The following is a 13205-nucleotide window of genomic DNA, read 5'->3' on the forward strand; positions in this document are numbered from 1 at the left end:
CTGACCGCCCGCGCACGGTCGATCGTCAAGGAAGCGGCGGATAACTCCACCCGTGTTCAGGTCACACGGATCGAGGTCAACGGCTACACCGATACCTCTGGCACGCCATCCTACAACCAGGGCCTGTCGATCCGGCGTGCCCAGGCCGTGGCGGCCGAACTGGTGACTGATGGCGTTCCGAAGAATGTCATCAGCATCCAGGGCTTTGGCGAAACCCACCTGCTGGTGTCCACCGGCCCGGGCGTGCGGGAGCCGCAGAATCGGCGTGTGGAGATCATCATTCGCTGATTTTCCCTGAAACGGCGTGACGAGAAGGGCCGGGAGCATGTTCCCCGGCCTTTTTCGTGTCCCGGGTCTTTGAGTCGCCGCAATCCCCGGATGGCGGTAGGGTGACCGCGGGACCAAATTACCGACCATGCAAGACATACACATCATCGACCGGGTTTCGGAAGAGCATCTCTGGGATCAGGTCCTCAATCGCCACGCCGGCGCCGATTTTCTGTATGCGGTGACCACGATGGGCGTTTTTTGCCGTCCGGCATGTCCGTCGCCGCGGCCGCTGCGGAAGAACGTTCGGTTCTTCCAGTCGCCATCAGAGGCCGAAGCCGCCGGTTTCCGCGCCTGCAAGCGCTGCGACCCGAAAGGTGAGCGTGCTCGTATCGCCCAGGCGGTGGTCCGCGACGCCAGCGACTTCATTGAGTCCAGCGAGGAAATCCCGCCGCTGGACACCCTGGCAAAACGCTCCGGCTATTCGCGCTTCCACTTTTTGCGGATGTTCCGCGACCACACCGGCCTGACACCACGCGGGTATGCCGAGGCGGTACGGGCGCGACGGTTGCACGATGCGCTGGCGGATGGGGGGCGAGTGGTCGACGCGGTGGCCGAAGCCGGCTTTGGATCGGAAAGCCGTGTGTACGAGAAGACCGCGACTCTCCTCGGGATGACCCCCGGGGCGGCGCGGCGGGGCGGGGTAGGGGAGCATATCCGTACCGCTTTTGCCGATTGCCCGTTTGGCCGGTTGCTGGTGGGGGCCACCGAAAAGGGTGTGTGCTTCATCGGTTTCGCCGAACCGGAGGAGGCGCTGATGGGCGACCTGCGACGGCGTTTCCCGAAGGCGACGATCGCCACCGACGACGCCGGATTGGCAGCGACCGTTCGGGCGGTGGTGGATTTTCTGCGGGAACCGAAACAAGCGTTGGATTTGCCGCTGGACCTGAGGGGCACGGCATTCCAGCAGCGGGTTTGGCGGACGCTGTGCTCGATACCGGTCGGTGAGACCCGCACATACGCTCAGCTTGCCGAGATGGCGGGAAATCCGAGGGCGATCAGGGCGGTGGCGCGGTCCTGCGCGACCAACCCGGTGTCGCTGGCGGTTCCGTGTCATCGGGTGATCGGCAGTGATGGTGGGCTGACAGGCTACCGCTGGGGGGTGCCGCGGAAGAAAGCGCTGCTGGAGCAGGAACGGGCGCTGGCGACCGCGGTCGGTGGCTAGTGTCCTGCCCCAGAAGTTCGTCGCATTCTGCGACGGATTTCTGGGATCGGCAGGCCACTGAAGACAAAGAGCTCAAACATGCTCTAACCCCGCGGCGCCCGTGCGCCTCGCCGATCGTGAGGTGTCCACCATCAACCCAACGGTGCGCAAGCAGCAGCCAGCCACGCTTGTTCGGCTTCGCCCAGCAGCGGCCCCACCGCTCGCAGAACGCGGGCATGATAGGCGTCGAGCCAGGCACGTTCCTGTGCCGTCATCAGCGCCGGTTGCAGTAGCCGCCGGTCGAATGGGGCCAACGTCAAGGTCTCGAAATCAAGAAACGGCTTTTGTGCGCCGGGAATATCAGCGGTCTGAACAAGTAACAAATTCTCCAGCCGGATCCCGTAATGGTCCGGCAGGTAGAAACCCGGTTCGTTCGACAGGATCATGCCGGTGTCGATCGGCACCGGCCGAGCCAGCCGGGAGATGCTGACCGGGCCTTCATGCACGGACAGGTAGCTACCCACGCCATGACCGGTGCCGTGGTCGTAGTCCAGGCCTGCCTGCCACAGCGCCCGGCGGGCGAACGCATCCAGATGGGCACCGCCGACGCCCTTCGGAAACACCGCCGTCGCGATAGCGATATGTCCCTGCATCACCCGTGTCACGCGGTCGCGCACCGTCTCCGGCGGATCGCCAGGGCCTGTCCACAGTGTTCGCGTAATGTCGGTCGTTCCGTCCGGGTACTGTGCGCCGGAGTCGATCAGATACACCTCATCCGGCCTGATCGCTCGGTTTGAGTCATCGGTCACCCTGTAATGGATGATCGCGCCATGCTCACCGGCGCCGGAAATCGCCGGGAAGCTCTCGCCGCGGAACCCGTCCACCTTCCGCCGGAACGCCAGCAACGCCGCGGCGGCTGACATTTCGGTCTCCTGCCCGGTTGGGGCGGTGATCGACAGCCAGTGCAGGAAACGGCACACCGCCACCGCGTCTCGCAGATGCGCGTCCCTGGTTCCTTGCTGTTCGGTGGCGTTCTTGCAGGCCTTCGGCAGCAAGCAGGGATCGCTGGCGGACGACACCACTGCGCCGGCCTTCAGCAGCCGCTGCGCGAACCAGACGGGGGAGCCTGATGCATCGACCCGCACGGTCTTGCCCGCCAGCTTGTCCAACGCCGAACCAATGGCGTGCCGGTCCGCGACCGAGACGGTGTTGCCCAGCCAGGCCCGCGTCGCCGCCGGCAGCTTTTCCGGCGCCATGAACAAATCCGTCGCGCCATCGGCGTGCACCAGGGCGAAACCGAGCGCGAAGGGGGTGAACGGCACGTCGCCGCCGCGAATGTTCAGCAGCCAGGCGATCGAGGCCGGATCGGTCAGCACCGCCGCGTCCTGCTTTGCGTCCCGCAGCAGCTTCGCCACATCGGCGCGCTTGTCTTCCGACGTGCGGCCCGCATACGCCAGGGGATGAGGCAGGGCAGGGACGGTCGGCGGCGCCGGCCGGTCGGTCCAGACCGCATCGATGGGGTTGCGCTCCACCGCCACCATGTCCAGTTCGGCGCCGGTGTACCGGGCCAGGCCCTCCTCACTGATCAGCAGCGGATCGTAGCCGATACGGGCCTTCTTCGGTGCATGCTGGGCCAGCCAGGTGGGCGGTGGCTCCTCCGTGATATGCAGCCTTTGCCACGCCTCCGAATCGGTCTGTTCGGCGAGTTGCAGGACGTAGCGGCCGTCGGTGAAGACAGCGGCGGTTTCGGCTAGCACGATCGCCAGCCCGGCACTGCCGGTGAAGCCGCTCAGCCAGGCCAGGCGTTCGGCGGCGGCAGGGACATACTCGCCGAGATGCTCATCCGCCCGAGGGACGATGAACCCATCCAGACGCTGCCGCGCCAGTTCCTGCCGGAGCGCCGATAATGCGGGAACACTCATTTTCCACCTCTCACAGACGATGGTACTCGGGCGGGCATGGCTTGGTTGGTATCCATGCGCTCAATGCATGGCACTTGGGCTGGTTTGGCGTTTGAATGCGCCGCGATCCGCCTTATGTTGCAGTGCATCAAAGCCCGGGGGCGCCCCGCCACCCCGACGTCGCGTAGCACCTGGGCTTGTATGGATATGTGTCATGAGCGTTCACACCGCCGATTCCCAATTCACCTTTGAACTGCCCAGCATGAGCTATATCGACGCCAAGTGGGAAGAGCCGAGCCTTCGCGCGGCCGCCGCGACGCCGAAGCTGGTGCGCAAGGGTGGTCTTGCCGCTTGGTTGTCCCATCAGGTCGCCGCATTCGTGGCATGGCGCCGCGACAGTCAGGCCGCTGCCGAACTGTCCGCCATGTCGGACCGCGAACTGATGGATATCGGCCTGGGCCGTGCTGATTTGGGCCGCGTGTTCAACCCTGCCTACAACGAAGACCTGCGGCAGCGCGGCCTGATGATCTGAGCGTAAGGCTTTCTGTATAGGCGCTTCTTCCTCCGCCACGGCGGGTCTCGATCCCGGTGACGGCGGAGGGGTTGCCCAGCACTGGCGTCACGTTGACGACAAACGTGGGGCAAACGGTTCGCTGCCAGGGAACCTGGCTACGTCAGTCAGCCGCCTCGATCAATTGGGCCAATGCACTGCGGCGAGCGCACTACTGATCATTGTCGGCATGTCCTGCCAGTCTTCTAAAACCCAATAACACGCCAGCAGGAACATGATCCCGAACAATGGGAACGCGAATGCTCGACTGCCGCGCGTTTCCTTCCGGGATATAGGCATATCGACCTCCAGCAATCATTCTACGTTAAAACATTACGTGTTACGACGTGATGCAGTGTACTTAACGCTCTGAATGCGGCAATTTTTAGCTGGTTTTTCTCCTGCCTTGCCAGGAGCAAGATGGCTGCATCCCGGCGAGCGCATAGGTGCAGGCGCTCTCATTTCGGTATAATGCGGATCAACGCATAAACGCACCGAGGGACGCACCGTGAGCGAGAATACCGCCGCCTCCATACCACTGGCTCCGGGCGCTCGCATACGCGGGGAGTCGTTCGCCGAACCGCTTGGGCCGAAGACACAAGCAGTGGGCAGCGAGGCCAGCACAACCTTCGCGATCCTGGTGTCGCTGAGCTTGTGCCACTTTTTCAATGATATGAATCAGTCGCTGGTTCCGGCGATCTACCCGATCCTCAAGCAATCCTACCATCTCGATTTCGGCCAGATCGGACTGATCACCTTGGCGTTCCAGATGACGGCTTCACTGCTCCAACCGGTTGTCGGCATGGTGACCGACAAAAAACCGATGCCGTACTCCTTGCCCATCGCGATGGGATGCAGCCTCGTCGGCCTGATGATGCTGTCGGTCGCCGGCAGCTATCACATGATCTTGATCGCTGCGGCGATGGTGGGTCTTGGATCGTCGGTGTTCCACCCGGAGTCGTCGCGCGTGGCGCGGATGGCGTCCGGTGGCCGCTACGGCTTCGCGCAATCGCTGTTCCAGCTTGGTGGCAGCAGCGGATCGGCGATCGGCCCGCTGCTCGCCGCGTTTATCGTGGTGCCCCGAGGCCAAGGCAGCATCGCCTGGTTCTCCGTCGCGGCCCTGCTGGCGATCATGGTGCTGACCTATGTCGGTGCCTGGTATTCCCGCCACCCGGCCATGCTGGCTCGTAGGGGGCGCCGCACACCCGTCGTGGCTTTGGCGTCACCCCTGTCACGTGGGAAGGTGATCGGGGCGCTGACGGTCATCATGGTGCTGCTGTTTTCAAAGAACGTCTACACGTCCAGCCTGAGCTCGTACTACACGTTCTATCTGATCCAGAAGTTCCATCTGTCAGTGCCGCATGCGCAATACATGCTGTTCGGCTTCCTGGGCGCTGTGGCGGTCGGCACGTTCGCCGGCGGGCCGATCGGCGATCGGGTCGGCCGCAAACCGGTGATCTGGTTCTCTATCCTGGGCGCCTTCCCGTTCGCGCTGTTGTTGCCCTATGCCAGCCTGGTGTGGACCGGTGTCCTGAGCGTGGTGATCGGCCTGATCCTGGCTTCGGCTTTCTCCGCCATCATCGTCTATGCGCAGGAACTGCTGCCGGGCCGGATTGGCCTGGTGGCGGGCATGATGTTCGGACTGTCCTTTGGCTTGGGCGGCCTGGGTGCGGCGGCGCTGGGACAAATCGCCGACGTGACGGGCATTGAAACCGTCTATCGCGTCTGCTCCTTCCTGCCGCTGATCGGCTTGCTCACGGCGCTGCTGCCGAATATCGAGCCGCGCAAGGTAAGGTGAGATCGGGCTCTGCCCGAACCCGCAAAGGGCCATTGGCCCTTTGATCCCATTCCCCAATGATCAGGTTCCAGGGAGCAGTGCTCCTTGGTGGGGTTCGGGGCAAAGTCCCGATCCCGCTTTACGCGCGGGGCACGATACCAGGGAGTAGCACGATGGATCATGCCGAACTGGCGATGGTGTTGGCGGTGGATGGGTCGGCCAGTGTGACCTATGACGAGTTTGGCCTGATCGCCGGCGGGATGGCCGCCGCCCTGCGCGATCCGACGGTTGCCGCCGGCCTGACCGGGAACAGTGCCCTGTCGCTGTTGTTGTGGTCCGGCACCGGGCAGCAGGACATCATCACGGGCTGGACGTCGATCGCCACGGCCGCCGATTTGACGGCGTTCGCCGACGGCGTCGAGAACATGCCGCGCACGGTCAAGGCCGGCAGCACCGCCATCGGCGAGGCACTGCTGGCGGCATTGACGCTTCTGGCGCAGGTTCCGACGGTTCCCAAGCGCAACATCGTGAACGTCATCGGCGATGGCCGCTCCAACGATGGAATCGCCCCCGGCCCGATCCGCGACCGCATGGCGGCGGCCGATATCACCATCAACGGCCTATGTATTTTGCACGAGGAACCAGACCTGCTGGCGTCCTATACCGATGAGGTGATTGGCGGGCCTGGCGCTTTTGCGGTGACATGCCGCGACTACAAGGATTTTACCGAGGCAATGCGGCAGAAACTGACGCGTGAGATCAAGGGGCCGATTGTCTGACGGCCCATGCCGAAGAGGTGATCGGCACGTCTCGCCGTTTTCGTGCCAGGCAGCGTTTTAATGACGCGGCGCGGCTGACTGTGGCGCGCGAAATCAAGGAATCGATCGTCTGACCGACCAACCAACAGAATCCAACGACGATCGCCTCGTGGCCAGGGAGGTGCGCCAGGAATTCGTCGCGGTGACCGAAACCGAGGGCGACGTCACCCGTGGACAAACCATCGGATCGGTAACCGAGAAGAAGACCTTCCGAGCCGCGGCCGACGAAGCCGATGACATGCCGCTTCCCACCGACCCGAAGACGTTCTTTTTGGGCGGTTTGTTCGTCATCGCCTGCATGGCCGTCTTGTATGTGGCGTCGGAAATCGTGCTGCCGCTGGTCCTTGCCATCATCCTGAAGCTGCTGCTGCAACCGCTCGTCCGGCTGTTGGAGGACTTCCACATTCCGCGCACCATCGGTGCTGTTTTGTCGGTGTTGCTGGTGTTGCTGGCGTTCGGTGGCACGATCAGCATGCTCGCCGGCCCGGCGGCCGACTGGGCGGGCAAGCTGCCGGAGGCGATTCCGAAACTGAAGGCCGGTCTTAGTTTCCTGCAGGATCCCATCGACGCCGTCCAGGGCATGATGAAGCAAGTCGAAAGCCTGGCTGGCGAGCCCGGGTCATCATCGCCGGGTCCAGGGGTGCGACCGTTCACCCTGGTGGGCGCGGTGTTGTCCGGGTCGGCCACCGCGACCTCCGGTGTGCTCACCACGCTGCTGATCCTGTTCTACCTGCTGGTGTCCGGGGAAACCTTCCTGCGCCGCATGGTCGAAATTCTGCCGCGCTTCAAGGACAAGCGCCAGGCGGTCGAGTTGTCGCTGCACATCGAGCATGACGTGTCGCTGTACCTGCTGACCGTTTCCTGCATCAATGCGATCGTCGGGGTCGCCACCGGATGCGTGATGTGGGCCTGTGGTGTGGCCAATCCCGTGCTGTGGGGCGCGGTTGCCTTTGTGCTGAACTTCGTGCCGATCCTGGGGGCAATGGTCGGCCTGGTCGTCTTCCTGATGGTGAGCGTGTTGTCCCTCGGCGTCATATGGTGGGCGTTGCTGCCTGTTGGGCTGTATTTCGGCATCCATGTCTTGGAAGGTGAGTTCGCCACGCCGATGCTGCTGGCTCGGCGGTTCACCATCAACCCGGTCGCGCTGATCCTGGCACTGATCTTCTGGTACTGGATGTGGGGCGTTGCGGGCGCGATCCTGGCGGTGCCATTGTTGGCAATCACCAAGATCATCTGCGACGACCTGCGGCCGTTACGGGCGTTTGGGCATCTGCTGGAGGGTTAGTATGCCGGGCTATCCGGCCTTCTTCTCCACCATGGTCGCCAGATCGCCGACGCAGCGCAGCGCGTCGAGTTCGCGGGTATTGAACTTGATCCCCCACTTCTCTTCGCATGCCATGATGATCTCGATCTGCTTGAAGCTGTCCCAGCCCTGAACCCCCTTCGCGGTCAGTTCAGGCGACAGCTTGATGTCGTCACGCATGAACACGTCGTGGAAAATCTCGGTCAGATCGCCGTAGATTTCGACTTCCGTCGGCATCAGCTTAGCCCTCGACTACATGAATGAACGTTTCGGCGGGGGTGAACGCCGCCAGATCCAGGATGTTGCGGTTGCCGCCCGCTTCGGTGGTTTCCATAACGGTAAAGCCGAGCCGGGCATAGTGCTCCTTGACCATGGCGTTCTTTTTGGTGGGGATGTACTCGCCGACCACCCGCCGAGCGCCCAGCTTCGCGGCTTCCTGGGCGATCAGGTTCAGTGTCGTGGGTTCCACCTGCCGGCCGAGGACGCGGCAGCTCATGAGCCAGGTGTCGACATACAGGTCTTTGTTGTCCTGCAAGCGGCCGATGATGATGGCGATGATGCCGTTGTCCCCGAACCGGTCGGTCAGGCGAAGTTGCAGCCCGAAGGCGTCCGGATCGGCCATCACGGCGATGATGTCCTCGTCGGTGTAGCGCCGCGTCGTCAGGTTGAACTGGTTGGACTTGTTGATGAGCTGCACGATCCGCTGCATGCCGATCCGGTCGAACCGCTTCCAGATCAACTGCATCTCCAGCCCACGCAGATAGGACGGCAGGTCGGTCACCGCGGCTTTCAGGGCATCGCGCGCCTTGTTGCCTTGATACAGGGAGGTGCGTTCCCGGTCCTCATCGGTCACCGACAGGCCTTCGAAGTAACCACCGTCGGCGAGCGCCACCGGATAGCCGGTCGGATCGTCCGACACCTCCGGCACCGCCACCATCGGCAGTTCCTGGCGCACCAGGTTCCGCTCGAACGGGTTGTCGTCGATGAAGCACAGGGCATCGAGCCCGATGTTCAGTTCCTCCGCGATGGCGCGGATGTTGTCGGCCTTGTTCTGCCAGTTGGCGACGAAGCTGGCGATGTCGCCGCGCTTCAACACCATGTCCGGATGCTTCTCGAACGGTTCCAGAGCGTTGGCCTCATCGTTCTTGGAGCATACCGCCAGGATCACGCCGCGGCGGCTAAGCTCGCGGGCATATTCCTGGAATGCGGTGTAGGCTTCCCCGAGCGGGCTGCCCTGACCCAACGCGATGCCTTCCATGCCATCGTCGCCGATGACTCCGCCCCAGACGGTGTTGTCGAGGTCCAGCACCAAGCATTTGAAGGAGCGGCCCTGCTTCGCTGCCAGCCAGCGACCCACCAGGTCGCCGTAGAGCGGGCTGGCGGTAGGCGAGACCTCCTGCTTGGAGCGGTGCCACAGGGCGGTGTCGTGCCACTTGCCGATACCGTCGCGGGCGGCGCGGTCGTCGATGGCGAGGATATCCACGCCATCCTGTTCCGCCATTGCGCGAATCGCGGCGTTCAGCCGGCTCACGAACCAGGCTCGGGAGCCGGGCAGACGGTGTTCGTTGTTGCCGAGTGTGGGCAGATGCACGGGAAGTGCCGCCTGCTGAATGATCGGGCAGCGGAAGGCGTCACGGGCAAGGCGCCAGACTTCCTTGATGCTGTCCAGTTTCTCGGTCAGGGCTGCTTCAGCGGTGTCGGCATCCATGCCGGCGGTGACGCCGGCGGTCAGATGGTAGGCGTCCAGGGCGATCAGGATCGCGGTCGGCTTGAAGTCGTGCAGCGGGGAGTCGGTTTCAGACAGTTCCTGCAGGTACTGGCCGTAGTCATTTTCGTAGGTGTCAATCCAGATGCCGCGGCGCAGGCCGGCGGCACGGATGCCGGGCAGCAGATGGGTCAGCGTCGACGACCCCAGGACGGCAAGCCGTACCTTCTTCGTAGGAAGTGTCTCCGGGCCGGCGGGCAGGATGCGGTGGATGATTTCGTCCAGCGCATTGGTCAGGACGAAGTTCAGCCTGGCATTCGCCAGCGCAATGGCGTTGTCCCAGGCGGTTGCCGGATCGTCGGGTAGTGCGCGAAGTCGTTGACGCCAGTCAGGGATCGTCGGCAGCCAATGGAGATCGGTCATGGGTGCTCTCTTGTGCGTCGCGGCATCTGGTTATCATCGGGGAAGTGGTGCCTTCAACGAAAAACGCCAGGACCGTGGAGCGGTCCTGGCGTCTCGGGAAAGGCGATAGTCAGGCCGTGGATCAGGCGACCAGGGCGAGCTTCTCGTCATAAACCGGATACTGATCAATCGGTGTGCAGCGGATCGTCAGGACCGCTGCACCGTTGACGTTGTCCCACGGGATCGTGGCCGAACCATCCGTCCAGCGCCACATCGTGGCACCGCTTTGTTCGGCGTCGTTCCAGCCGCCTTGAAGCGCGGGATGGTCGGCCGACAGGATCGTTTCGGCATCGCCCGACCGGATGGCAATCCAGTTGACGCTGACGCCCAGGCGCCGTGTGTCACGAACGCTGGACACCATCTTGTCAGCCGGAATGCAGAACCGCGACGCCAGGGAGACGGTCTTAACATCGGCAGGGATGGTAAACACGTAGCGGGAGTCGCGATCCGATACCGGATCGATGCGCTGGCCGTCCGCCAGGATATGCAGGTCCGGGCCTTCCACCGTGACCGGGGTCGGCACCGCGTAACCCAGCGAGGCCGAACGGTCCGCCAGCATCTGCCAGATCGGTGCCACTTCCTCCTTGATGGAGGCGAGCGGCGCACAGGCGTCGGTCATCCAGCGTTCCGAGGTCGGGTTCACCTCAAATGCCGGGTGCAGCATGCGCGGGGTTTCGGCGTTGTCGAACATCGCACGATTGCCGGTGTCGAGGTAGCTTTCGGCTTCGGCGCCCTCGGCGATCAGGATGCCGTGGTTCGCGAGTTCAATGTGGTAGTATTCGAACGGAGTGGTGCGATATTCCCGGGCGATGGAGCCGCCGTTGACCAGAAGCTTGGCTGGCACGCAGCGTCCGCTGAGGATCAGGCAATGTTCCGGCGACACGACCAGGTCACGGGTTGGCGTGTTGTCGGCCAGGGCGCCGGACTTGATCCGGATCGGTGCCGCGAGCTCCGGGTGGGCATGCTGGGACAGGTCGATCTTCGTTTTTCCGACCCAGATCACCGGCTCCAGCACATCCTGGCCGTCGCGGCGGACGACAACCTGGTCATCGGCCTTGATCGACTCGACGGGTGCCCGGCCGCGTTCCGTAAGGATCTCGGTGCCACCGCCGAAGCAGGTGATCTCCACGGTCACCTTGGTGCCGGTGACCTGCTGGAAAGTATAGGGACCGGCGAGCGTGATACTTTCGCTGCGTGCACCGTTAGTCGCGGTCAGGATGTCACCGTTCAGGGTCACGGTGTCGGCGGCGGCGGAGCCGACGAAGCCAAATTCGATCAAACCACCGGACATCACCGTTACTGGGTTGGTGATATCGGTGCCGGCATTGAATTCAACCACCTCGCCGCCATTCAACACCGTCAGCCCACTCACGATGGAGCCCGACACCGCTGAGAACACGCCGCCCGCGGATACCGTGGTGCCATTCGCGGCGCCGCCGCCGGCAACACTCTCAACACCACCGGCACCGACCGTCACATTGTCGGCGACGCCGCCGTTCTGGACGCTGATAACGTCGCTGACAGTGGGCGTGAAGCTCGAAACCTGGACGCCACCGCTGCTGAGGAGTTCAAAACCCCCACTGCTGACGAGTGTAAAGCCGGAGGAGACAGTAATATTATTGGCCATTGCTCGTTTTCCTTAGACAGCGGGTTGGATAGTGGGAAGTGAGGTTACGCGTTTCAGTATCTCAATCACCTGATCGGCGGTGATCAATCTCGTGCATTCGAACTGCCGGTCAGTGCCGGCGTGGCGCGGGCACCACAGAAAGTCCCTATGGTCGAAGCGCAGCCGCACATCATTCCAGCACGAATTGCAGGTGTGCCAGTTGATCACGCGGTAAGGTGTTCCGAACTCGTTCGTCGGATGGGTGAAGCCACTGATCATCACCACCGCCGTGCCGGCCGCCCAGGCCAGCCACGATAGCCCGCTGCTGAGTCCGATAAAGGCCGCGGCGTGCCGCAGCCAGCGTGCGCGTTCCGTCAGCGGACGGTCGCCGGTTTCGTCCTCGACGCCGTGGGGGATATGGTTCCACACGAAGCCCCGGCCATTCACCGACTTCTGGTCGATGCATATGACCCGGTATCCGATGGATTTCAGGAACTTGACGACGCCGCGCCAGCCGTCAGGGTTGTTCCAGTATTTTGCCTGGGTCGAACTTTGTATGCCGATGCACACATAAGGCTCGTCGATCGGCCGGGTTTCGTCGGGCAGCACCAGCCTGGGTGCTTCCTCGGCTGGGTCCACGCCAAGGATATAGGCGGCGGTGCGGTGCAGCCCGACGTGCCGAAAATCCGTCGGCTGGAAAATGCAGTCCGCGTCGTCGAAGAACAGCCCCAGGCAGTAGGTCGCGTAAGCCGTTGCCGCCAGATCCTGCTCGATCGCCCCCTCATGACTGACGAAACGAATATCGGGATGGGCGTCACGCAGTAGCGGAATGATCAGCGGCGACATCGCGCAGGTCACGCGGCAGCCGCGAACCTGCCCGAAACGGGCGGCATACGGGAACCAGGCCAGGGTGTCGCCCAGCGTGCCGAGCGGGAAATTGATCAGCACCGCACGGTCGCGTGCGTCGTATTCGTGGGTCAGGACCTCGGTCGCGACGCCGTCGTCGTCCACATCCCAGACATCGACGCTGAAACGGACGAACCAGTGCTTGGAGGAGCGGACGAAGGCCCCTTTGTTTTCCGACTGGAAAAGAATGTTGCCGGTATCAAGGTCGCGCAACTGAACGCGCCACTTTCCTTCGGTCCTGACCGGCAGGCGGACACGTGCCCCATGATTGAAGTCGAAGCGGATTTCGCGATCGGCATTCTGCGTGGGTTCGGTCGCCGGTGGCGGATAATTGGGCTTTGACGATTTCGCATCGACCGCAACGACCGAAGCCGGGGGCACCGTTGCATCCGGTGAAGCCGCGGTATCCGGATCGAGATCGGTAGTGGTGTCCAGCATGCGCGCGCTTACCCGTGTCCGGGTGCGGCAGGGTACCCGGACGCCGCGCCATAATCGACAGCAGGGGGCATGACTACGAGCATCAGGCTGTCCGACCGAGAGAAATCATTGCCATCATATCACTCACAGAGATCATATATCCCGCGCAACGAAGACCGGCCGGACGTCGACTAGTCCTCGTCGTGCCAATTTATAACCGCTGGTTGCGAAGTGGTTACTGGCAGTCATGTAACGAGAGTTTCTCCGAGAAGACCGAGCCAACGAGTAC

The 13205-nt window shown here is 63.1% G+C and carries 11 protein-coding genes; 6 read left to right on the forward strand and 5 right to left on the reverse strand.

Annotated elements, in window-relative coordinates:
• The coding region (locus GSQ89_RS13395) for an OmpA family protein (RefSeq protein ID WP_158925868.1) at positions 1-288 on the forward strand (288 nt) is incomplete at its 5' end.
• A gap of 127 nt (positions 289-415) precedes the next feature.
• On the forward strand, positions 416-1492 hold the full coding sequence (ada, locus tag GSQ89_RS13400) for a bifunctional DNA-binding transcriptional regulator/O6-methylguanine-DNA methyltransferase Ada (protein WP_158925870.1): 1077 nt from the start codon (positions 416-418) through the stop codon (positions 1490-1492).
• A 131-nt stretch (positions 1493-1623) separates the two neighbouring features.
• On the opposite strand, the gene GSQ89_RS13405 is transcribed toward ada, so the two are convergent.
• A complete protein-coding gene (locus GSQ89_RS13405; protein ID WP_158925872.1) occupies positions 1624-3393 on the reverse strand; it encodes an aminopeptidase P family protein in 1770 nt (589 codons plus the stop codon).
• A gap of 193 nt (positions 3394-3586) precedes the next feature.
• On the opposite strand from GSQ89_RS13405, the gene GSQ89_RS13410 reads away from it, so the two are divergent.
• The 4 genes from GSQ89_RS13410 to GSQ89_RS13425 all read left to right on the forward strand — a co-directional run bounded on the left by GSQ89_RS13410 (position 3587) and on the right by GSQ89_RS13425 (position 7802).
• Positions 3587-3904 (forward strand): DUF1127 domain-containing protein, encoded by a 318-nt coding sequence (locus GSQ89_RS13410; RefSeq protein ID WP_216856149.1) that lies wholly within the window; start codon positions 3587-3589, stop codon positions 3902-3904.
• A 526-nt stretch (positions 3905-4430) separates the two neighbouring features.
• Positions 4431-5720 carry an MFS transporter gene (locus GSQ89_RS13415; RefSeq protein ID WP_174254861.1) on the forward strand — a complete coding sequence of 430 codons (1290 nt, stop codon included), beginning with the start codon at positions 4431-4433 and terminating at the stop codon, positions 5718-5720.
• Positions 5721-5872: 152 nt separating this feature from the next.
• Positions 5873-6478, forward strand: coding sequence for a DUF1194 domain-containing protein (locus GSQ89_RS13420; protein WP_158925874.1), 606 nt, complete (start codon positions 5873-5875; stop codon positions 6476-6478).
• Between the two features lie 148 nt (positions 6479-6626).
• Positions 6627-7802 carry an AI-2E family transporter gene (locus tag GSQ89_RS13425; protein ID WP_158925876.1) on the forward strand — a complete coding sequence of 392 codons (1176 nt, stop codon included), beginning with the start codon at positions 6627-6629 and terminating at the stop codon, positions 7800-7802.
• A 9-nt stretch (positions 7803-7811) separates the two neighbouring features.
• Here the strand turns inward: GSQ89_RS13425 and GSQ89_RS13430 are convergent, their stop codons facing one another.
• The 4 genes from GSQ89_RS13430 to GSQ89_RS13445 form a co-directional block, all read right to left on the reverse strand.
• Complete coding sequence (locus tag GSQ89_RS13430) at positions 7812-8057, reverse strand: acyl carrier protein (protein WP_158925877.1); 246 nt, start codon at positions 8055-8057, stop codon at positions 7812-7814.
• A gap of 4 nt (positions 8058-8061) precedes the next feature.
• Positions 8062-9948 (reverse strand): HAD family hydrolase, encoded by a 1887-nt coding sequence (locus GSQ89_RS13435; protein ID WP_158925879.1) that lies wholly within the window; start codon positions 9946-9948, stop codon positions 8062-8064.
• A gap of 121 nt (positions 9949-10069) precedes the next feature.
• On the reverse strand, positions 10070-11614 hold the full coding sequence (locus GSQ89_RS13440; protein ID WP_158925881.1) for a Hint domain-containing protein: 1545 nt from the start codon (positions 11612-11614) through the stop codon (positions 10070-10072).
• A 12-nt stretch (positions 11615-11626) separates the two neighbouring features.
• Entirely contained in the window at positions 11627-12937 is a 1311-nt protein-coding gene (locus GSQ89_RS13445) for an autotransporter strand-loop-strand O-heptosyltransferase (RefSeq protein ID WP_158925883.1), read from the reverse strand.
• Positions 12938-13205: the final 268 nt, after the last annotated feature.

This window comes from Acidisphaera sp. S103 (genome assembly GCF_009765975.1).
In the GTDB taxonomy this organism is placed as follows: Bacteria; Pseudomonadota; Alphaproteobacteria; order Acetobacterales; family Acetobacteraceae; genus Rhodopila.